This window comes from Pseudoalteromonas sp. AS71 (assembly GCF_038900275.1).
GTDB lineage: Bacteria > Pseudomonadota > Gammaproteobacteria > Enterobacterales > Alteromonadaceae > Pseudoalteromonas.
Window position 1 is genome coordinate 76,935 of sequence record NZ_JBBMQZ010000008.1, and the last position, 21,815, is coordinate 98,749.

General features: G+C 40.0%; 16 protein-coding genes. 8 read left to right on the forward strand and 8 right to left on the reverse strand.

Annotated elements, in window-relative coordinates; translation table 11 throughout:
* Positions 1 to 5: 5 nt before the first annotated feature.
* The gene (gene bioB / locus WNY98_RS07940) at positions 6 to 1,046 is read right to left on the reverse strand and encodes a biotin synthase BioB (protein ID WP_342877585.1); all 1,041 of its coding nucleotides are present in this window, start codon (positions 1,044 to 1,046) and stop codon (positions 6 to 8) included.
* Positions 1,047 to 1,139: 93 nt separating this feature from the next.
* Between bioB and bioA the strand changes: the two genes are divergently transcribed.
* Positions 1,140 to 2,438: an adenosylmethionine--8-amino-7-oxononanoate transaminase gene (gene bioA / locus WNY98_RS07945; RefSeq protein WP_342877586.1), complete on the forward strand. Its 1,299-nt coding sequence runs from the start codon at positions 1,140 to 1,142 to the stop codon at positions 2,436 to 2,438.
* Positions 2,439 to 2,836: 398 nt separating this feature from the next.
* Here bioA and WNY98_RS07950 read toward each other — a convergent pair whose 3' ends face one another.
* From WNY98_RS07950 to WNY98_RS07960, 3 genes are all read right to left on the reverse strand, one after another.
* The gene (locus WNY98_RS07950) at positions 2,837 to 3,235 is read right to left on the reverse strand and encodes a hypothetical protein (RefSeq protein ID WP_076924620.1); all 399 of its coding nucleotides are present in this window, start codon (positions 3,233 to 3,235) and stop codon (positions 2,837 to 2,839) included.
* 6 nt (positions 3,236 to 3,241) lie between these two features.
* The gene (locus WNY98_RS07955; RefSeq protein ID WP_006793003.1) at positions 3,242 to 4,186 is read right to left on the reverse strand and encodes an ornithine cyclodeaminase family protein; all 945 of its coding nucleotides are present in this window, start codon (positions 4,184 to 4,186) and stop codon (positions 3,242 to 3,244) included.
* Positions 4,187 to 4,428: 242 nt separating this feature from the next.
* Complete coding sequence (locus WNY98_RS07960; RefSeq protein ID WP_342877587.1) at positions 4,429 to 7,422, reverse strand: TonB-dependent receptor; 2,994 nt, start codon at positions 7,420 to 7,422, stop codon at positions 4,429 to 4,431.
* A gap of 406 nt (positions 7,423 to 7,828) precedes the next feature.
* Here WNY98_RS07960 and WNY98_RS07965 point away from each other — a divergent pair, with 406 nt between their 5' ends.
* A complete protein-coding gene (locus WNY98_RS07965; protein ID WP_342877588.1) occupies positions 7,829 to 8,797 on the forward strand; it encodes a dihydrodipicolinate synthase family protein in 969 nt (322 codons plus the stop codon).
* Between the two features lie 327 nt (positions 8,798 to 9,124).
* Here WNY98_RS07965 and WNY98_RS07970 read toward each other — a convergent pair whose 3' ends face one another.
* The 4 genes from WNY98_RS07970 to WNY98_RS07985 all read right to left on the reverse strand — a co-directional run bounded on the left by WNY98_RS07970 (position 9,125) and on the right by WNY98_RS07985 (position 12,660).
* Positions 9,125 to 9,793 (reverse strand): GntR family transcriptional regulator, encoded by a 669-nt coding sequence (locus WNY98_RS07970; protein WP_024597912.1) that lies wholly within the window; start codon positions 9,791 to 9,793, stop codon positions 9,125 to 9,127.
* A 133-nt stretch (positions 9,794 to 9,926) separates the two neighbouring features.
* The gene (locus WNY98_RS07975; RefSeq protein WP_342877589.1) at positions 9,927 to 11,423 is read right to left on the reverse strand and encodes an aldehyde dehydrogenase (NADP(+)); all 1,497 of its coding nucleotides are present in this window, start codon (positions 11,421 to 11,423) and stop codon (positions 9,927 to 9,929) included.
* A gap of 13 nt (positions 11,424 to 11,436) precedes the next feature.
* Positions 11,437 to 12,438 carry a 4-hydroxyproline epimerase gene (locus tag WNY98_RS07980; protein WP_024597910.1) on the reverse strand — a complete coding sequence of 334 codons (1,002 nt, stop codon included), beginning with the start codon at positions 12,436 to 12,438 and terminating at the stop codon, positions 11,437 to 11,439.
* Positions 12,439 to 12,441: 3 nt separating this feature from the next.
* Positions 12,442 to 12,660 (reverse strand): hypothetical protein, encoded by a 219-nt coding sequence (locus tag WNY98_RS07985; RefSeq protein WP_076924617.1) that lies wholly within the window; start codon positions 12,658 to 12,660, stop codon positions 12,442 to 12,444.
* Between the two features lie 246 nt (positions 12,661 to 12,906).
* Between WNY98_RS07985 and WNY98_RS07990 the strand changes: the two genes are divergently transcribed.
* From WNY98_RS07990 to WNY98_RS08015, 6 genes are all read left to right on the forward strand, one after another.
* Positions 12,907 to 14,196, forward strand: a complete 1,290-nt coding sequence (locus WNY98_RS07990; RefSeq protein ID WP_024599539.1) for an FAD-dependent oxidoreductase — start codon at positions 12,907 to 12,909, stop codon at positions 14,194 to 14,196.
* 22 nt (positions 14,197 to 14,218) lie between these two features.
* Entirely contained in the window at positions 14,219 to 15,439 is a 1,221-nt protein-coding gene (locus WNY98_RS07995; RefSeq protein ID WP_342877590.1) for a Xaa-Pro peptidase family protein, read from the forward strand.
* 314 nt (positions 15,440 to 15,753) lie between these two features.
* Entirely contained in the window at positions 15,754 to 18,216 is a 2,463-nt protein-coding gene (locus WNY98_RS08000) for a hypothetical protein (protein ID WP_342877591.1), read from the forward strand.
* Between the two features lie 243 nt (positions 18,217 to 18,459).
* The gene (locus WNY98_RS08005) at positions 18,460 to 19,272 is read left to right on the forward strand and encodes a hypothetical protein (RefSeq protein ID WP_024589225.1); all 813 of its coding nucleotides are present in this window, start codon (positions 18,460 to 18,462) and stop codon (positions 19,270 to 19,272) included.
* Positions 19,273 to 20,313, forward strand: a complete 1,041-nt coding sequence (locus tag WNY98_RS08010) for an extracellular solute-binding protein (RefSeq protein WP_342877592.1) — start codon at positions 19,273 to 19,275, stop codon at positions 20,311 to 20,313.
* Positions 20,313 to 21,812 (forward strand): iron ABC transporter permease, encoded by a 1,500-nt coding sequence (locus WNY98_RS08015; protein WP_182196391.1) that lies wholly within the window; start codon positions 20,313 to 20,315, stop codon positions 21,810 to 21,812. The genes WNY98_RS08010 and WNY98_RS08015 overlap by 1 nt, the downstream gene beginning before the upstream one ends.
* Positions 21,813 to 21,815 lie beyond the last annotated feature (3 nt).

Sequence of the window (21,815 nt, forward strand, 5' to 3'; positions counted from 1 at the left end):
AAAGCCTACGCTTCGTAAAACAATTCAGACGTTGCTTTGTCGGCTACTTGCGATGAAAGCGAGGCTTCTACTGCTTCGTCTGAATAGTCGTGACGCGTTTCGGGGTTCATGCCTAGTTTTCTAATTAGGTTCATATCAGCATCAGCGTCTGGGTTTTCGGTGGTAAGTAGTTTATCACCATAAAATATTGAGTTTGCACCTGCAAAAAAGCACATTGATTGCATTTGCTCGTTCATGGCGTTACGCCCTGCCGATAAACGTACATAACTGTGTGGCATCATAATACGCGCTGTTGCTATGGTACGTATAAATTCAAAGTGATCTAAATCGTCTACGTTTTCAAGCGGTGTGCCTTTAACTTTAACCAGCATATTAATAGGCACGCTTTCTGGCTGTTGTGGCAAATTAGCTAGTTGCATAAGTAGTCCAAAGCGGTCGCTTGCTTGCTCGCCCATGCCGACTATTCCGCCCGAGCATACTTTCATACCGGCATCGCGTACGTGGTCAATGGTGTTTAGTCTGTCTTGAAAAGTACGGGTTGATATAATTTGCTCGTAATACTCCGGAGACGTGTCGAGGTTATGATTGTAGTAATCAAGCCCTGCGTCTCTAAGTTCATGGGCTTTTTCGTTAGTGAGTTTACCTAGCGTCATACAGGTTTCTAACCCTAGCTCTTTTACTTCTTTAACCATTTGCGAAATGTATGGCATGTCTCTATCTTTTGGATCTGACCATGCAGCGCCCATACAAAAACGGGTCGCGCCTTTTTGTTTTGCAAGGCGTGCTTGCTCTACTACTTTTTCTACTTCTATTAAGCGTTCGCGTTCTAAATCAGTTCGGTAATGCCCCGACTGCGGGCAATACTTACAATCTTCTGGGCAAGCGCCTGTTTTAATTGATAACAACGTAGAAATTTGCACTTCATTTGGGTTAAAGTTAGCACGGTGAACCGATGCGGCTTTAAACAGTAAATCGTTAAATGGCATTTCAAATAATGCTTTAACTTCAGCGTGGGTCCAATCGTGACGAACAGGTGCAAGTTCCATAATACTCTCTTATTTTTTCTCAGCGGTGATATTGGCTTAGTCTACGAGTTGAAGTACCATTGTCAACGAAGTCCATCAAGTTAAAGTTTACATATGAATAAAAAAAATACGATTGACCTTGATTTTGATCGTGAGCACATTTGGCACCCATATACCTCTATGACAAAGCCAATTCCGGTATACCCCGTTACACATGCAAATCACAATATTATTCACCTCGAAACTGGCGAGCAATTAATCGATGGCATGGCCTCGTGGTGGAGTGCAATACATGGCTATAACCACCCTGTTATAAATAACGCCATGATTGAGCAAATTAATAATATGAGCCATATTATGTTTGGCGGTATTACACATAACAGCGCGGTAGAGCTTTGCAAAAAAATAGTAAATATAACGCCGCCTAGTTTAACTAAAGTATTTTTAGCCGACAGCGGCTCGGTAAGTGTTGAAGTGGCAATAAAAATGGCCCTGCAATATTGGTTAAGCCAAGGCATTACAACAAAACAAAAATTAATGACGCCTTACAAGGGCTACCATGGCGACACGTTTGCAGCCATGAGCGTATGTGACCCCGTTAACTCAATGCATAGTTTGTATAGCGGCTTTTTACCTGAGCATGTTTTTGTACCTGCACCGGTGAGTAAGTTTGGCAGCGAATTTAACCAGGCAGAAGCCCAAGAGCTTGAAGCGTACTTTAAAGCAAACCACAGCCAAGTAGCCGCCTTTATCATTGAGCCTATTGTACAAAACGCAGGTGGTATGAACTTTTATCACCCTGATTATTTAGCCTGCGTCCGTAAATTATGCACCCAATATAATGTACTACTAATTTGCGACGAAATAGCCACAGGCTTTGGCCGTACAGGTAAATTATTTGCTGTAGAGCACGCCAATATAGAGCCCGATATAATGTGTATTGGTAAAGCATTAACTGGCGGTTCAATGACGCTATCGGCCACTATCACTAGCGATAAAATAGCGATTGGCATAAGCGAAGGTGAAGCAGGTGTTTTAATGCACGGCCCTACGTTTATGGGTAACCCACTTGCCTGTGCAGCGGCCTGCGCAAGTATTGATTTATTACTTAAGCAAAACTGGCAACAACGAATAAAGCAAATTAACACCCAACTACAACAACTTCATAAATGCAGCGAACTTAATGCAGTTGCCAATGTGCGTACCTTAGGTGCAATAGGTGTTGTTGAACTAAACGAGGCTGCGGGCAATGTTGATGTTGCAAAAATTCAGGCCTATTTTGTAGAGCAAGGTGTATGGATACGCCCATTCGGTAAACTAATTTACCTTATGCCACCGTATATAAGTGATGACACCAGTATAAAAACATTGTGTGATGCGATTTATAATGCAATTAACAATAAGCATTACTAATACTTGTTGTTAATTTACTTACTCATATTCTTCATTAGGATTTAGGCTAGGGTGTGGAGACCTTTATGGATTGAAATTTGTCTAATCTGAGGCGATTGAATTGCGGCGCGGGGTATTAACCTAGTGGGCTCGGAAACTGCTCCTGCATTATTCTAATGGCTTACGTCCATATAAGAGTAAGTAAAAACCGAGCAAAACTTTCGCACCCTGCTCACGCCCCTTACCAACATCCGTGGAGTAACAAAGAGCATATCGTCACTATAATATACCCAACGGGCGCGCATTTTTGCGCATTTATTCTACGTTATCGCCTACTTATGCGGAATAAACATATTCCATAGGCCCTGCTTTAAATACCAAACATACTACTGCAAATTCAACCACGAAAGATAATATGCCTAATTAGTAAAAATACTCAGTACAAGTAAGGATAAGCCAGCGCAAAGCCAGATATGGCCAAATTTTTGCCATATTAGCGCGTTTTTATACACTCTGTGAGGGTTGTCTTTATCAACTAATAAGGAACAAGGCTCTCCTTGTTTATATAATTTAAATAACGATTCATCTAAGTCAACTACAACACTGTGAATATCGCCATTGTAATTAAAGCTTACCAACATTGATTGTTGTTGCGCGCATTCTAATGGTAATACACGTGTGTTTATTACGGAGGTGATGTTACTAATTGCACATACTCGCCAATGATGTTTGTTTATCTTACATTTCATCCATCTGAAAAATGGTAATAAACCGGCAGCTATAAAACACATCCCTAAGATTACAAGTATATTACTCATTACATATTAACCTTCTAATAATTGATAAGCACTATGCGCTGCAATTAAGTCGCTAAGTCCAGTACCGACCGATTTAAATAGCGTCATATCTTTATTATTTAAACGGGCATTCTTGTTCTGGATTGCCAATTCGGATAATTCTGCGCAAATTTCGTGTGCGCAAAACACACCCTCTTTAATTGGCAAGAGTAATTCGCCAGCCTCAGCAAGTACGTTTACTTTACTATCAACATATACATTGCTGCGAATAATTGTGGTTGAGTCACATTCACGTTGTTCACTATGGTGATTACCAATTAAATCAATATGAGTGCCTTGGTTTAACCAAGACCCTTTAAATAAAGGTGTTGGCGATCCCGTTGCACAGCTAATCACATCAGCACTGTAAACAACTTCCTTCGTGCTTTTACCAATGACGAACTCCATATTAGGAAATGCCTGCTCTAGGGTATGTTTTAACGCCGCCACTTTTTGAGCATTTCGTGCAATAAGTGTTACTTTCTCAAAATTACGCACCGATATATGTGCTTTAATCATATATAAAGCTAAATTTCCGCTACCAAAAAATACTAAGTGTTTACTGTTTTTTCTGGATAAATACTGGCTTGCTAATGCAGACACAGCTGCAGTTCGCCAAAGCGTAATACGCGTGCCATCGACTAATGCTAATGGTTCACCATGATTGCGAGAAAATAGCATTATTTTAGAATAGAGCGATTGATATTCTGTTTCTGTGTTTGTAGGAAAGTAAGTAAACGCCTTAACGCCAATAACATGTTCATTCCATGCGGGTAATATCGCAAAAGCATCATGATTTGACTTGTCTGTATTAAGTTCGTACACATTACGTTTAGGCATACAAAAAGCAGATGCAAAACCCTTTTGGAGTGCTTTTATTAAAGATTCAAAATTAAGAGCGTAATCAATTTTTTCTGCATTTATTATTTTCATTTTTTACTCCAACCTTAATAGTGCTTATGTTAACTGAGCTTTATATTTAATGGCTCATTAGCACAGCACTATGGCCTGTAGTATTATTAGTAATTAACTCAATAAAAATAGGTTACCCATAAAAAATGCCGAACAGTCTCCTGTTCAGCATTAAGGTTGTATTGCTTCATTGATAGCGATTCTTTGCCTTATGTAGTCTTAAGCAAAGTTATTAAATCAAGTAACAACCTTCTAGGGGAAAACTAAAATTCAATACGTGCAACCAACGACATATAGCGAGCACCTTGGCGGCTAGTCACTAAACCATAGTCAGGGTTTAACTCTAGGCCGTTATCGCCATATTGAGCACGCTCTTCGTTAATATTTATCGCACTATCGCTGTTAAATAAATTATATACAGTACCTTTTAAGGTCATGTCTGAACCAAAAAAATCTGTGTAATAAGTAAGTGACATGTCTACGTTTGTTGACCAAGGCAGATTACCCTTACTGCCTCGTGGCGCAGGGTTGCCATTTTCATCGTAGTGAGATGCTTGATCGTAGTATTTACTAATACATGCATCCCACGGGCTGCCTTGCTCACAGCTATCAACGCCTTCAGGGTGAACAGAGAAATAACTCTTAGGTCGGCCAGACGTAGCGCTTGCAACAATGCCAACGGTTAACGCATCGGTAATATTATAAGCACCACTTACCTTTATTGAATGGCGATGATCGTTTGGTAAATTACCGTAGCCATGATCCATTAAATCGCCGTAGTCATAAGATGTTGTCCAACCTGGATCTGCTTGGTTGTTATCCGTTTTAACTAATCCTTCGGTATTACCATAACTATGTGACCACGTATATGATGTATTGATTCGTAAATCATCAGTTAAGTTGCCATCTAGAGTAAATTCAAGCGCGAGGTATTTTCGTTTAGCTTCTGGTAGTGCCAGTTCTTCGGCGCTCAAATTAACGTTATCTACTTGGCCATCTCCATCAAAGTCATACGACATTTGAATTGCTTCACCAGGGTTATTAAGCACATAATATGAACCTTGCCCTACGTTATCGGTGATACCCATTTCAGCAAGCTTTTTAGCAAGCACAGGACCTACATCGGTATCTTCTACACTGCGACCTAAATCACGGTAAATAGCACGTACACCCGCAGACATAGTGTCAAACACTTCTTGCTGATAACCAATTGTAAATTCATCACTGTACATTGGTTTTAAAGAAGCTGAGGCAATTAACCCTGGTTCAGTAATACCACGCTGGCGCCAGCGTCTATCACGTAACATGTCACCTCTGCTAGGTGAGCCATCAGCCAATAAAGAAGGTGATCCATTGCCTTCTAATTGATCTAATTCGAAATACTCAAACCATTCAATAGATGCAGAACCCTGGGTGATATTCATGTTCGCAGAAACAGGTTGAAAATAACGCCCAAAGGTTGCAAATACTTTTGCACTACCATCGCCACTAACATCATAAATTGCTTGTAAACGTGGCGCGATTTGATTATCTATATCAACAAAAGCGCGACCATCTGAAACAGTGTTTTCGAACTGGCTATAGCGTAAACCCATGTTAAGCACTAAATTATCAGTTGCTTGCCATGAATCATTTATATAAAAGGCTAATGAAGTGGTATCCGAATCGACCTCACGGCTACGTATCCTTCTTTCGATAAAGTCACTACCTAGTGCAGCGCTCGAAACGTCGTTTTCGCCAGCAGTTTTTACTGTCCACCAGCCTTTAGCATCCCCAATGCCATTTTGGCCTTCAAAGAAATCAACTTTCACATTTGTGTAATCCACACCAAATTGGATTGAATGCTCATCTAAGTCCCAGTTAAAATCAATGCGAGCTTGGTCTCGGATGTACTCTTCTTCTGTTACACCGGAATTTGTATGCTGACTTAACGTAACAAAGCCATTTCTTTCATCCCATACACCTGGGTTTGGAGACGCTACCACGTTTTCAACATTTTCAGTAACACGACCAACAACGGCTGACACTGAAAAAGTATCAGTCAGATAGCCATTGTAGTTAATGCTATAAACATTACCGCCATCTTCACCCGGTGCATCAACACCTTGTTGCTCACCAACGACGTTTTCTTCCCACGCGTAAGCAAACGTTTTATCAGTCCAAGTACGTTTATTGTTCATTGCTGAAAAACCTACTGAGTGGTTTTCATTAATAAACCAATCAACTTTTGTAAACCAGCGGTCTTCATCACGCTCAAAATCAGAAAATGTGCTTTGCCCAGCGCTGTTCGACTCTTCTCTTCGTGGAGCAAATAGACCATAGAAGAAAAGCGTATCTTCAATAAGTGCACCGCTCGCCCATAACTGTACTTCTTTAAAATCGTAACTGCTCTGTTGCGTATTGGTACTGATGGTGCCGCTATCTTGGAATATTGAATCATGCTGACTACGAAGACTATCAGGATCCCAGCGTACCTCTGCACCAAATTTAAAATCATTATCACCTGATTTAGATACAGCGTTTACAATACCACCTAGAGCCCCACCAAACTCAGGGCTTACTCCACCCGTTTTAACTTGAGTTTGCGAAATAGCCTCCCATGGTAATCGAATCGAACCTAGCCCAGTACGAATACTTGTTACATTCAAGCCATTAAAGTAGTAACCGTTTTCAGCTGCTGACGATCCACCAAAGCTTGATGCGCCTTTAAAATTAGAACCACCTGGTGCAGCAGTGCCCGGAGCCAACAAAGCAATACTTTCAAAACCTGTATTTACCGGCATTGCTTTGAGCTCTGAACTGCTGAACGTTAAGCCAGAGGTTGAAGAGGCCATATCAACACGACGAATTGCTGAACCGGTTACTGCGATACGCTCTATGTCGGTACCAGCTTTAAAAAGTTGTACGTCAAGTATTATTGATTGGCCAATCGTTACGGCAACATTTTCTTCAGTCATTGTTTGATAACCATCTTTTACAATAGTTACATCGTATGTACCTACAGGTACGTTTCTTAATAAGTAATCACCCTTGGCGTTACTGATAATGGTGTAAACCAATCCCTTACTTTTATGCTTAAGTGTAATAGTTGCGCCGGTTAAATCATTCCCCGATTGGGTAACAATGTTTCCTTTAACAACACTGCTACCATCAACAGCGTATGCCGCTGGCGCGATTAATAATGCTGCTGTTACTGCAGTTGCTAGCAGGGTTTTAGCACCCACGCCCCGAGTTTGTTTTTTGTTATTTGTAAACATGAAAGAGTTCCTTGGTCCTGTTGATTTTTTATTGTGAGACTAGCCTCGACATGAAAAATATACACTCATTACATATTGTATACAATATGTAATATACGTTTATTTTTAGTTAAATTTAAAATGCAGATCATACAGAACCTAAAACCTTTTTAATTTGTACCTAAAAACAGAGACTTGGAGTTCTGTGATTTAATACATAAAACTGAAATATTAAAAATAAATATTTATAACGATGAGTTACTGTTGGAGGCTCGCTTATGTAATCTATGTTATTTGGTGTAATAGACTCCTATATATTTTTAAACTAGATGCTTAATTAATTTTGACCTAGGTATTGCCGAAGTAAATTTTGCTGCTACAATAAATTGCACACTGTATACAATATGCAGAAATAAGAGGAAGTTTAATGAAAACAAAAAGCAAAGACTGGCGATATACTGTTATGCCAGCTGTATTTACTTGGCTTAGAGAGTCACAGTCCGGCACCCTTGAAATTGATTTTGATGCAACGCAAAAATATGCAGCTGATATTTTAAGCGTTAAAGGTAAAGGAGGAACTAAAATGGGAGGGCTTGTTGGCTCTGGCACACTGGGGGAGAATACCTATTTAAGTGACGAGCAGCGTCTTTCTTTACTAAAGGCTCTCTCAAGTGTAGCTAAACAACATAATGTACCATTAATCAGTGGAGCAGCTGCTGAAACTAAAGAACAGCTTGCCAAAATCGTTGCAGAACTTGCGACTGTTGGCGTTGATACCGTGATGGTAATGCCACCAAAAACCACATACACACCTTCTGATGAAGAAATGTATGCATATTATGCCCTTTCTGCAACAGCTGCAAAAGAGACCGGCATAACGATAATGCCTTATAACAACCCTGACGCTGCCGGCTACCATGCGCTATCAACTGATCTTCTTACCAGACTTGCTGCTTTACCTGAAGTAACAGCGCTTAAAATATCTACTATTGATGTATCAGTTATCGAAACCATGATGCTAGAAAATAAAGACCTAAAAGTACTAGCTGGTGTAGATACCGTAACTGTACATGCAGGGCTTGCTGGCGCATGCGGCGGCATTACAGGCGTTGGTTGTATATTTCCAAAAGCAAGTGTCACTATGCAGGAATACGTGAACAACGGTGAGTGGGCCGAGGCAAACAAAATTTCTCAAGCGATGAATTCTATATCTTACCTTGATGCCCAGCCGTTACTTTTAGAGTATTTGAAGTATGCTTTTGGTATTCATCACAATGATACAACTGGAGGCCTTCGTACCTTTGGTAGAAAGTTAACTCAACAGCAAATTGATGACGTGCACACACGGTATGCTTTAGCAAAAGAACGACTTGAGAGCCTGGATTTAATAGACTGACTTTTCAAAAGTTGACAAGCAAAAGCTCCGTTTTTACGGAGTCTTTTTGTAGGTATACATAAGTTGTTTTTGCGGTGATTGCACTGACCCTATTAAATCATACTTATTGAGCATAAAAGAAAAATAGAAATTTAAGGTAGAAAGTTCAGGTGTATCGTTTATGCGAATATTAGCTAAGGTTAAGCTTTACACTTCTAAGCTTTTTGCTCTACCTACCTAAATTATTTTTTAAATATTCACTTTAAAAATGCAGATAAGCTGGTTGAACCTTGAATGGTAGCCAGCTGAGCACATTATAAGAATGTGCTAGCAAAGATTTATTAAAAACTACCTTTTTTCATCTTCTATTTTAAGTAATAGTTTTTTAATGTCGTTTTTTGCGCTCAAGATATGCTTTTTCAAAAAAACACAGGCTTTTTTGGTATCTTTTACGCGGCAAAACTGTAATAAAGTGCGATGCTCTTCGGGCGCAGTAGTTAAGCCACCTGCCAGTAAAATATGCATCCGTACATAACGCTCTGAATTTTTACTATACATATCAACTAGCTCCCGAGTTTGTGGCCGTTGTGCGCGTGAATACAACTTACCATGAAAACGGCTGTTTAAATCGCCCGTTGCCAAGTGAGTATCACCTGCTTCCATGGCGCTTTCAAGCTCAGTTAAGATAAGCTCGGCATCGGTTAAATCTTGATCTGTTAATCCCTCTATTGAGTGACTTAGCAGCTCAGCTTCAAGTAATGCCCTCAAATCAAAAATTTCATCAATTTGTGATGCTGAAAGCTCTGTGGCCGTGGCTCCTTTATGCGCTTCAAAATTAACAAGCCCTTCAGCTTCAAGCTGAAGTAGTGCCTCACGAACAGGTATTCGACTCACATTAAGTTCAGCAGCAAGTGCAGCTTGACGCAGCGGATCACCAGCTTTTATCTCACCGGTTAATATTTTTTCACGAATTGCTTCTGCGACTAGTTGGGTGCGGGTTTTGTGCTCGATAGCCATGGTGATCCTTTTATATTGCATTTAGCATACATTATACCCAAGTTCACTTATATGCCAAGTTATAATCTGCCTAAGCGTCCTTAAGAATAAGGAAAATCGGGAATATACAATTTGTATATCCCGCCCAATAATCTTATGCTTGATAACAAATTGGTCGCATAAATCGCAACATTGCATTTGTACCAACAGAAGTGCTGCGCACATCCGTTGAGCTTGGGAATGGTCCACCATGGTTCATTGAACCACACACTTCTACACCTGTTGGCATTTGATTTTTAATCAAACGGCCTACTTTATATTGCAGTGCTTCAATAACACTATCAGCTTTATTTAAATCAGCCTCAGTACCATGAACACTGGCAGTAAGCTGACCTTGGAGTTTATTTATCAATATCATGAGCTGTTGCTCACTGTCGTAGCGCACAACTAATGCCGCAGGGCCAAACACTTCTTCATGCAAAGTTGGGGTTGTTAAATAATCATCGGCATTACACGCGAAGACATGCGCATTAGCATGAAACGCTTGCTCAAGCTTACCTTTGCCCAACACGCTTAGTTGAGCAAATTGGCTGCGCTCTTCGACTTGTTGTTTAAACGTTTTAACAATCCCAGGGGTGAGCAAGGTGTCTGATGGCGCATAATTAATACACGCAGTAATGTGTGCTTCAAGTTCATCACACCCCGTTGGCACTAACCAAAGCCCAGGACTGGTACAAAATTGCCCGTTGCCCATCAGCATTGACTGGCAAAGTGACTGTGCCATCTCTTTACTCTGTTCTATGGCTTTATTAGGTAAAATAACTTGTGGATTAATACTTCCCAGCTCGCCATAAAATGGGATGGGTTCTTCACGCTTGGCAATCGTTTCTTGCAGTTTACTGGCCACATTAAATGATCCGGTAAAGCCAACCGCTTTAATTCCCGGAGCAGCAACTAATTGATGCGATATGTCATACGCCTTGCTTTGCACCATAGCAAACACCCCTAAAGGCATCGCACTTTCTTTAATGGCTGCAAGCGCCGCTCGTGCCATTAACTCACCCGTACCAGGGTGCGCTGTGTGATTTTTTACAATCACTGGGCAACCTGCAGCAAGCGCTGCTGCAGTATCTCCACCCAGTGTTGAAAAGGCATAAGGAAAATTAGATGCTCCAAATACAGCAACGGGCCCTAACGGTAAATAGTTAAGTTCAGTATGTGGCTTTGGCAAAGGTGCTCTTGTGACATCTGCTTCATCCACTACTTTCAAACCCAGAGGTGACTCAGGGTTTTCACGTAATGCACTAGCAAATGCTTTAAGTTGATTTACGGTGCGCATGCGCTCCCCCTGTAAACGCGCAAGTGGTAGGTTAGTTTCTTGCTGTGTTTGTTCAATTAGCTCATCGCCAAGTACTAAAATTTGCTCTGCGATGCACGTTAAAAAATCTGCACGTTGCGCGAAACTGGTTTTACGGTACTGATAAAACGCCGATTGTGCGGCCTCTATCGCACCGTTTAATTCAGCCGTACTAAGATTAAAAAAGCGCGTTGGTAATGCTTCATTGCGCGCAGGGGAAAATGCGTGAAATTCACCATTCGCTGAATCACCGATCCACTGCCCTGCTACTAAACTTTGTCCTGTTAATGTCATGCTTTGCTCCTCATTAAATTACTTGAAACCCAAATGCATATGGGTCATCGTCATCCACGGTGATCGCGCTTGTGCCCGTCACTCTAGACCAGCCTTGTATACTTGGTAATATGGCTGGTATGCCTGCTATTTCTGTTACTTGCTCAATACAACCAATAAACTGGCTCCCAATATAACTTTCGTGAATAAAATTCTGCCCTTGAGCCAACTGTCCTTTGGCAAAAAGCTGTGCCATACGTGCGCTGGTACCTGTTCCACATGGCGAACGGTCAATAGCTTTGTCGCCATAAAAAACAGCATTTGCTGCATCCGAATTAGGATTTTTAGGTGTGCCTGTCCATAAAACATGGCTAGCACCTTGAACGGTTTTATCTAGCGGGTGCGTACATTGAACTTTCGCGTTTATTGCTTCTCGGACTCTAGGGCTGTACTTTAAAATTTGCCCTGCAGTTAAATGTTCAATGCCTTTATAATTCGTCTGCGGCTCAACAATAATGTAGAAATTACCTCCATAGGCAATATCTACTTTAAGCTCACCTAGCTCAGGTATCTCAATAACTATCGAGCGGTGTGCTAAATATGCGGGTACATTATAAATTTTTACCCACTGTACTTTGCCATCAGTCATTTCATAGTTAATATGAATACGCCCAGCTGGTGTGTCTAACAGCAAAGTACCTGGCACTTTTGCATGTAATAAGCCATGCTCCAAAGCGAAGGTAACAATACCCATCGTACCGTGACCACACATAGGTAAACATCCTGATGTTTCCACGAATAATATAGCTGCATCACCATCTTCCGTGGTGGGTGGATATAAAAACCCGCCCGACATCATATCGTGACCCCTAGGCTCAAACATGAGCGCTTGGCGTATCCAATCGTGATTTTGCAAAAAATCCTGGCGCTTCTCACTCATGCTCAACCCGCTTAATTGCGGGTGACCACTGGTTATTAGCCTTACTGGGTTACCACAGGTATGGCCGTCAATACAAAAAAAGGTCCCTTTGAGCATAACTTATTCCAAATTAAATTTTGTTAAATCAAAGTGGCTTGCCGACGCTTCATTGTAAAGCGAGGTGACAGCTACTTTGTTGTCTGCCGTAACCAGTTCAATAATGCCGTGAACGCCTTCGTTATTTAGTTCATCATTTACTGTTGATGCAAAATTAACGGCGTTATTTGCATTGAACTGAGTCGTTATTACTGAATAGACTCCTTGCCAATTTACTGCCATTTTTATTACCTAATTTATGTTTAGACTTGATATGATAGGTATATTGTATACAATAATCAATATGCCAATGTGGCATTTTACAAATTTATAGGTGCATGGTTCTAAACCAAAAAAGAAAGTTATGCTAAGGCACTGTAAGTAAATAATTAAAGTTGTTACAGCGTTGATTATTAATGGTACACAAAACAACACAGCCCGTTTATTACAGGCTAACAACGCAAATAGTATTAAGTGGAGTAACACATTTTGGCAGAGCAAAAAAAACAACAAATAGCTGTGGTTGGTGCTGGAATTATTGGCATTTGTTGTGCACTTAACCTACAACGAGCTGGCTTTTCCGTCACTTTGTATGACGAAAATGGATTGGCTCAAGGCTGTTCAAAAGGTAATGCGGGGCATTTTGCTACCGAACAAATCTTTCCACTTGCACACCCATCATTATTGAAAAAGTTACCGGGTATGTTATTCAACCCATTGGGTCCACTACGCATAGATTGGCGCTATATTTTTAAAGCGCTGCCATGGTTTTGGCTGTTTACAAAAAATATGAGAAGTAAAACCTACAGTGCAAATATAGAAGCGCTTAAAGCATTAAATAACAGAGCTATTACTGCATACGAGCACTTGCTCAATGAGTTTAATTTAGCCCACTTACTCACAAAAAAAGGAAGTTTGTTAACTTTTGAAACAACATCGCTCACACATATAAAAAAAATTTATAATAGCTTTATAGCTCAAGGTATTGCTGTTGAACTACTCAGCGCTGAAGAGGTTAAATTATTAGAGCCAACCCTATCGGCAGTAATAACACATGCTTTATTATTTAAAGATGTAGCCCACAGCGTAGATCCTTATTTTTTTTGCATTAATTTAGCTGAACAATTTAGTGCACTAGGGGGGAAGTTTTGCCAACAAAAAATATCTAAAATTAAGCAGTCTGACGGCGGGTATATACTCAGTAATAATCAACAAACATTTTTCGTTGATAAAGTTGTTGTTGCAGCAGGAGCATGGAGTAAATCGCTAATAGAGCCTTTAGGTTATAAGGTGCCATTAGATACTGAACGTGGTTACCACTGCATGCTAGCAAGTAATTATGGCTTATCTAGGCCTGTTGCGTCTGCAGAACGAAATTTTATTATGACCCCTATGATCCAAGGACTCCGTATTGCAGGCACTGTTGAATTTGCTGGCACTGAGCGAGAAATGAACGAAAAACGTGCTTTTGCATTAGTACCGCACGCAAAAGCAATGCTAAGTAATTCTTCTATTCCATCAGAACCGAGTAGCATATGGATGGGTTGTAGACCATCTTTGCCAGACTCATTACCCGTAATAAGTGAAGCACCTTACCACCCTAATTTATTTTTTGCCTTTGGCCACCAGCATCTCGGTTTAACACAAGGTGCCGTCACAGGAGAATTAATCACTAGTTTATGTTTAAGACAAGACGCAGAGATTGATCTAACACCTTATAGTATATGCCGATTTAACACCCAAGCGGCAAGTAATTCACACATACCATTTGCGCAATAAGCACATTAACTAGGAGAGTATAATGACAACCAAAGGTATTGGCATTCAAACCAAAGAACAAGCACTTGCTAGTTTGAATGATGTGACTGAAGATTTAACCCCGATTCAACCACAAGAACACCTAGAACGAATTAAAAAAGCTCAGCAATACATGCAGGCCAATGGTATTGATGCCATATATTTAAATGCAGGCACAAACCTTACTTACTTTACGGGAATGCGTTGGTATGCAAGTGAGCGTCTGGTGGGAGCAATTTTACCTGCTAATGGTAGTGTGCAATATATTGCTCCGTATTTTGAAATTGGTTCATTAAATGGCTTTAAAGTGATTGATGGTCCAATTCACGGTTGGCAAGAGCATGAAAGTCCATACGCATTATTTGTCAATATATTATCTGAAATGGGTATTGCTGCTAATGGCACAGTTGGTATTGACGAAAGCGCACAGTTCTTTATTTTTGATGGCATTAATAAAGCCCAAAATGGCTTAAAGTTAGTTAATGCACAGCCTGTTACTGCACATTGTCGCATGCATAAATCAGCCAATGAACTTGCATTAATACAATGTGCTATGGATATGACGCTGGCGGTACATAAAGCAACTGCCAGTATGCTACATGAAGGCATCAGTACCACTGAAGTAGAAGCGTTTATAAAGCAAGCACACCAAAAAGTAGGCGCACCAGGCAATTACTTTTGCATTGTATTATTTGGTGTTGCAACTTCTTTCCCCCATGGTGTAAAAGACGCGCAAATATTAAAAAAAGGTGACATGGTATTAATTGATACTGGTTGTAAAGTGCATGATTACTTATCAGATATCACCCGCACCTACGTATTTGGTGAAGCGAGCGATCGCCAGCGCCAATTTTGGAACTATGAAAAAGCGGCACAAATTGCTGCATTTAATGAAGCAAAAATAGGCCAAACATGTGAAGCCGTAGATGCTGGAGCTCGTAATTATTTAACAGCACAAGGGTTGGGTCCTGAATACCAAACTCCTGGCTGCCCGCATCGCACTGGCCACGGCATTGGCTTAGACATTCATGAATGGCCATATTTAGTAGGCGGTGATAAAACCCCTCTTACTAAAGGTATGTGTTTTAGTAACGAACCAATGCTAGTTGTACCTGATGAATTTGGCGTGCGATTAGAAGATCACTTTTATATGACTGAATCAGGACCTAAATGGTTTACAGAACCCGCACACAGTATTGATAATCCATTTGGCTTGGCTGAGTAAGCCAGATAAACAAAAAATAAATTCGGCTATATAATATAATATTAAACAGCACAGTTGCTCAAACTGTGCTGTTATTATGCCACTTTATGCGTGTATTAATTAAGTTAAAGCTCTCTGCGGTTTGTGTCAACTAAGCCCTCGTCACCCTCTGCTTTACAAGTAAATAATCGCTGTATGAACCTAAAACTCTGCATGTTTTTAACTCATATTTTAAAGGGTAAGTTAAGTATGTAAACGTTATTATTAGTTTACTTTTAAACCCAAACACCATACCATTTATTGTATACAATATACATAAATACAAGGTGACGATAATGATAAAAAGTATAATCCTTCTACTACTCGTATTTTTAACTGTAGCTTGCCAACCACAAGCAGCGACTTATATTAAAAATCCTATTAAACCAATAACACCAGCACTATTAAAAGCTGATATAGCAGTGAACGGTTACACAAGTACACTAAAGGACATAGATATTAAGTTTTTGGGTAAAGAAGTTCCCTACACTTATAGTGAGAGTAAAATTGCTAATAGCCGAGGTTATAATTGGTGGATAAGCAAGCACTTTGCACTTAAAAGTGACCTACCTGAAGAAAAAGTAAGGCTATATTTAGAGTTATTAGAGATGTCTTATCCACACTATGTTGCGTTGTTTGGGATGGAGCCACCTAATATTGAACGCCAACGGATTGCTGTGGTTTATGGTAGTAGTCGTTCAAGAGTCCGTGAAGCTATGCTTGATGATGGTTTTTTACGTGGCGTTCATAAAACAGCTGGTGGTGAAACCATGTATTATAATCGCGCAGGTTACAACTTCCCTAGTCATAGAGAACATCATCAGCGCTACATCGTGATCCACGAAACAATGCATGCATTTCATATGGCATTAAATGGCCATTCTACTTGGGCACCCAATTGGATAACAGAAGGTCTAGCTGATTCAGTTGCTCATCATGTTTATGATCCAAATCTGAAACAACTAACAGTAATGGTATTTGATCGTGCCCCAATGAACTATATAGAGATGGGCTTAAAACAGTATTACAGCGAGAACAAACCCACTATTGAACAAATTAACGATGATCCTGCACTTAAACGCGGTCTTAATTTTTTTATCATTCATTATCTTTTAAGTTCACCAGAGCGAGCACAATTTTTTGCTTACTTTTTAAAGCAGCTTAGGCTAGCTAACCCCCATAGTGAGTCAACCCTTTCAACGGCTAACTCATTACTTAAACACACTTTTAAAGATTGGCAAGCAATTGAACAAGGCTTCGCTGATTTTGTACAAAATATTAAGCCAAGTTTTCATATAGTGTCAGGACCATGGGAGCAAGATGGGGCTTCTTATTGGTTACGAAATACAGACTCAACTGATTTATCTCGTTTAGATATTAACCCACCGAGAAAACAGACCCACCCTGTCATGGATTTTCCTGGGCCATTATCGAATCAGATTATAAATATTTCTAACAAAAACCAAGTGGCTATTTTAATCGGTTTTGAACAATCACAGATACGCCGAAGCGAAGTCGGTGTTGCTTTACAAGCAAAACGTAGCAAACATAATCAACTATATAGGCAGCGTTTTATTGGGAAAGAACAAATAAATGATGATCAGTTGTTGGAATTTATAATCGTTGATGGTGAACGCTTGCATATAAATGGGCAAAATATAAATAAATTTAGTTCATTACAGCTAGGCTTAACACCTGAAATTAGGGAGGCCTTAATTAAAAATAAATCTATTGCCATCCTGCTTTCTTTAGAGGAGGCACATATAAAAATCACCTTAACTGCACTAAATAATAAATTAATAGAGCAGCAAATTATTCTGCCTATCGCTCGTGATATACTAACAACATTAAACACCAAAAAAATCAGCTTACTAAGTAGAAACAACAACCATTTACTTACCCCTTATTTATATCCTGCTAACTCATTTAGTAATACACAGCCATCTGTTGCCCAAATACCTAATCCCTGGGTGTTTAAAAATTATAATTTACTAAGCCGCTTATTCAGAACGTGCCAAATTCATGTCTTTAAACTAACAAATTGTGAGCTTGAATTAAGTAAGTTAATGGCAAAGCTAACAGATAAAAAACACCATACAACTATTAACTCTGAGTTAAACTTAAAGCTTAACGATTACATGAAGCGATTAGGTGATATTGGTTTTAGAGCGCTTTCTGGTATTGATTCAAGTATATACTTTAATAAAAGTGATGCTTTTTTAAGAGTTTACAACCCCACAGATTTTGAACTAAAGATTTCAGCTAACATTCAATTTTTAGATACTAAAGGGAATGTTATTGCAAAACAAAAAATAAGTAATGCGCTAAAACCCGGCACTCATAATCTCGATTTAACGAAAGTCCAAGGCGCTAAAAGTTTAAAGGTTGACCAAAAACTACAATGGCAGTCACTTAGCTATCAATCACATTTTCGTGAATCTCTAATGCCCTTTAATGGTGTTGGAATGAAATATAAGTACACCAAAAACAATAAAAACATAGGTGTTTTCAGCGTAACGCTTACAGGACCATATTCAGGTAAAACTGATGGTACGCTCACTGTTTCTGCTATTTCTGATTTAAAACCTTTAGTAATAAAAGAACTCAAACAAAAGGTGAAAATAGAACCTTATGAGAGCAGAACCTATCACTTTGAATTAGCTAATAACAGTGAGCTCACTCGTGCAAATATTACAGCATATTTAGATGTAGATGGTGAAAAAATAAGATTAGTAAAAAACGTAAACTTAACTAAATAAAATCATGCGTTTTAAGTTGCTCACAAAAGCAGCTTAAAATTCTCGCCAACCTGCGAAAAAATAAACCTGCTTAGTAGTAACATTTATAATCGCTACAAAGTAAGCTTTCTTACATGACATTAAGTTATTTAAATCAAAGAGAAAAATGGGATTTTACGAGTAAATATAGATATATTGATTTTGGCAATCATTATGGATATGATAATGGCTATCATTTACAATTACCTTTTGGACTTCTTTGCTATGAAATTACTATTTAAACCAGCCAAAACTTTAGGTGCAAGCCTTTTACTAGCCTCGGCGTTTATGGCTCAACCAGTATTAGCTAACGGCCCTATTGGCGAGCATGTTAATCATCTTCAAGCTAACCTTAAAAGTTACGCAGAAGAAGTAGAATGGATGGTAGGCAAAGTTGATACCATGGTAAGCGACTACGATACTAAAGGCGCAAAATCTGTAAAAACTGATGATTTAATTGAATATTGGGAATCAGTTAAGTTTCACAGCGCAATAGAAACTAACTTTGTACCGGTATACGCTTCTATTTGGCAGGGTCTTTATGGCGTAAAAATGGCCATTGATAATAAGCAGCCTGCTGAGGAAGTTCGTAAACAACAAAAAGCGATGAACATAGCCTTGTGGCAAGGCCTTGGGGCTGTTAAGCTTGCTGCAAAATTCCAGCAAAAAGGCTTGTTAGACACTGTAAAAGCAACCGCTACAAAAGAAATGACACAAAGTGCCACAATTGATGAAATTAAGCACAAATTAGACCGTGTAGTAGCTAAATTTGCTGAGCGTTTACAAGACGAAGCAACTGAAATTGTTCACGATACTTATCTACACCTGTTTGAAGGCGTTGAAGGTACACTTATTGAGCAAGACGCTAACCTAGTTGAAGTGCTGGAAAAAGACTTTAACGTAACACTGCCACTAGCAATTAAAAACAGCAAAAGCGTAGATGAAGTACGCGATGTGATCAGTGATATGCAAACAAAATTAGACCGCGCTAAGGTTTTAATAGAAAAAGCCGAAAAAGCCCGTAAGGATGTATTTTAAGTGAAGCGTAGGACCTTTATTCAAGGCCTAGCTGCGTTAGGGGTGTTTGGCTCATTGCCACTGCCTCTTTCTCGTGCGCTAGCCGCTGATATAGCAAACCCAGTTTCTGTTGATGATTTACCAAAGCTTAAAGGCGAGTTAACCCTTTATTTAGGCCGAGGCGAAGGTGGTTTGTATGAAAACGTATTGCAAGCAATCCAGAAAAAAAATCCAGACTTTAAACTCGGTATACGCCGAGGTCCTACTGCTGCTTTAGCAAATACGATTGTTGCAGAAGCTAAAGCCGGCGTTCGCCGCGCTGATTTATTTTGGGCGGTTGATTCAGGCGCAATTGGTTTAGTAACCGATGCAGGCCTTGCACAACCTATCCCAGGTGATTTATCTGCTCAGTTACAACCACAGTTTAGATATAAAGAGTGGGCACCTGTAACTGGCCGTATTCGTACATTGCCATATAACACGTCGCGTTTGACCAAAGATCAAATTCCAACAAGTATTATGGAAATTGCCGACAGCGATTTAAGTATTGGCTGGGCGCCCGCCTACGCTTCTTTTCAATCGTTTGTAACCGCAATGCGAATTTTAGAAGGCGACGACAAAACTGCTAAGTGGCTTAAAAAGATTAAAAAACGTGCTAAAACATACGCTGGTGAATTAGGTGTTGTTATGGGCGTTGAACGCGGTGAAGTTGATATTGGTTTTGCTAATCATTATTACACATTGCGTTTAAAATCAGGCAAGCCTGATGCCAAGCTTGATTTAGCATTTACACAAAATGATGCGGGCTGTTTAGTTAATGCATCGGGTGTATTAGCCCTTAACGACGATCCGCTTGCTACTAACTTTATGCGTTACTTACTGAGTAAAGAAGTACAAGGTTACTTAGCCAGTGAAGCGTACGAAATTCCGTTAGTAAATGGTATTACCCAACCTGAGGGTCTACCATCACTTGCTAATATTTCTCCACCTAAAGTAGATTTAACACAGCTTGCTGATTTACGCCCTACTATAGATTTGATGCGTAGCAGCGGCGTATTGTAATGAAAATACCGGCCTCTTATCCAATGGCGCTGCTTGCAGCGCTTGTTGCGCTTACCCCTGTTTATGTATTAATAGTGCTTGCAAGCGATGCAAGCTCAGTATTTGACACCCACAATCTTCAAATTTTAGGCAACACGTTATCGTTAATGGGTTTAACGGTACTCGGATCTATTTTAATTGGTGTGCCACTGGCGTTTATTAGCGCGTATGTGCATTTGCCATTTAAAAAACTCTGGCTGGTTGTATTTGCAGCGCCGCTGGCAATTCCCAGTTATATTGGCGCCTTTACCCTCTATGCTGCTTTTGGCCCCGGTGGCGAAATAAACACCTTAACAGGAATAGAAACACCATCAATGTATGGCCTAACCGGCGCTGCCATTGTAATGACGCTTTATACCTTCCCATTTGTAATGATGACAACTCGCTCATCCTTACTGAGCCTTGACGCGAGCATGGTTAACGCAGCGCGTACGCTTGGAATGTCGATGACGCAAAGTATATTTAAAGTAATATTACCGCGCGTAGTTAACGGTATTGCAGCAGGCTCTTTGTTAGTCGCGCTTTATACGTTATCAGACTTTGGCACGCCCGCAATGATGCGCTTAGATACCTTTACCCGCGTAATTTACGTTGAATACAACGCCTTTGCGTTAGGGCGCGCTGCAATGCTTTCACTTCAACTGATGGTTATTGTCGGTTTTTTACTTTTAGTTGAATCACAAATAAAAACAGCGCCTGAGCGCAATGGTCGCCCGTTAATTTTATTTCCAAACAAATTACAGTTAAGTGCCATGTTTGTTACATTTGCACCTGTTTTGCTACTCGCTATTGGCTTACCTTTGGCTATATTTTCGCTTTGGTTAGCTCGTGATGGTTTTAGCTCATTTGATTTTAATATTGCGTGGAACTCTACGTATGCATCGGGTATTGCGGCAATTGTAGCTGTTATCGTTGCGATCCCCGTTGCACATGCCGCACTGAGTGGAAAAGCGGGTCGTATAATGGAGCGTGTTACTTACTTTGGTTTTGGTATTCCGGGCATAGTAATGGGCACAGCGCTTGTTTACGGTGGTTTGCAGTTACCGTTTTTATATCAAACACTGGGATTGCTTATTATTGCTTATATGCTGCGATTTTTACCACTTGCTGTGGGCTCTGTTAGAACAAGCACTGAGCACTTAGATCCAAGCTTAGTAAAGTCTGCGCGCGTATTAGGGGCAAGCCCACGTGAAGTATTTACTCGCATAACATTGCCTTTAACTATGCGCGGTATTATTGCCGGTGCAGCACTGGTGTTTTTAGAGTCAATGCGCGAACTAGAAGCCACGCTACTACTTGGCCCAACAGGGTTTGAAACACTCTCTACTTATTTATGGCGTGTATACGAAGCGGGCTATTTTGGTCGAGCCGCTATTCCTGGATTATTGTTAGTAGTGATATCTGCCTGCGGGTTAGCTATTATGATGTCTGGCGAAAAACGCAACCAGTTTGAACATTAAGGA

Bases quoted from the DNA above. Each gene is read 5' to 3' on its own strand.
- bioB (WP_342877585.1), bottom strand. From the start codon at position 1,046: ATGGAACTTGCACCTGTTCGTCACGATTGGACCCACGCTGAAGTTAAA.
- bioA (WP_342877586.1), top strand. From the start codon at position 1,140: ATGAATAAAAAAAATACGATTGACCTTGATTTTGATCGTGAGCACATT.
- WNY98_RS07950 (WP_076924620.1), bottom strand. From the start codon at position 3,235: ATGAGTAATATACTTGTAATCTTAGGGATGTGTTTTATAGCTGCCGGT.
- WNY98_RS07955 (WP_006793003.1), bottom strand. From the start codon at position 4,186: ATGAAAATAATAAATGCAGAAAAAATTGATTACGCTCTTAATTTTGAA.
- WNY98_RS07960 (WP_342877587.1), bottom strand. From the start codon at position 7,422: ATGTTTACAAATAACAAAAAACAAACTCGGGGCGTGGGTGCTAAAACC.
- WNY98_RS07965 (WP_342877588.1), top strand. From the start codon at position 7,829: ATGAAAACAAAAAGCAAAGACTGGCGATATACTGTTATGCCAGCTGTA.
- WNY98_RS07970 (WP_024597912.1), bottom strand. From the start codon at position 9,793: ATGGCTATCGAGCACAAAACCCGCACCCAACTAGTCGCAGAAGCAATT.
- WNY98_RS07975 (WP_342877589.1), bottom strand. From the start codon at position 11,423: ATGACATTAACAGGACAAAGTTTAGTAGCAGGGCAGTGGATCGGTGAT.
- WNY98_RS07980 (WP_024597910.1), bottom strand. From the start codon at position 12,438: ATGCTCAAAGGGACCTTTTTTTGTATTGACGGCCATACCTGTGGTAAC.
- WNY98_RS07985 (WP_076924617.1), bottom strand. From the start codon at position 12,660: ATGGCAGTAAATTGGCAAGGAGTCTATTCAGTAATAACGACTCAGTTC.
- WNY98_RS07995 (WP_342877590.1), top strand. From the start codon at position 14,219: ATGACAACCAAAGGTATTGGCATTCAAACCAAAGAACAAGCACTTGCT.
- WNY98_RS08000 (WP_342877591.1), top strand. From the start codon at position 15,754: ATGATAAAAAGTATAATCCTTCTACTACTCGTATTTTTAACTGTAGCT.
- WNY98_RS08005 (WP_024589225.1), top strand. From the start codon at position 18,460: ATGAAATTACTATTTAAACCAGCCAAAACTTTAGGTGCAAGCCTTTTA.
- WNY98_RS08015 (WP_182196391.1), top strand. From the start codon at position 20,313: ATGAAAATACCGGCCTCTTATCCAATGGCGCTGCTTGCAGCGCTTGTT.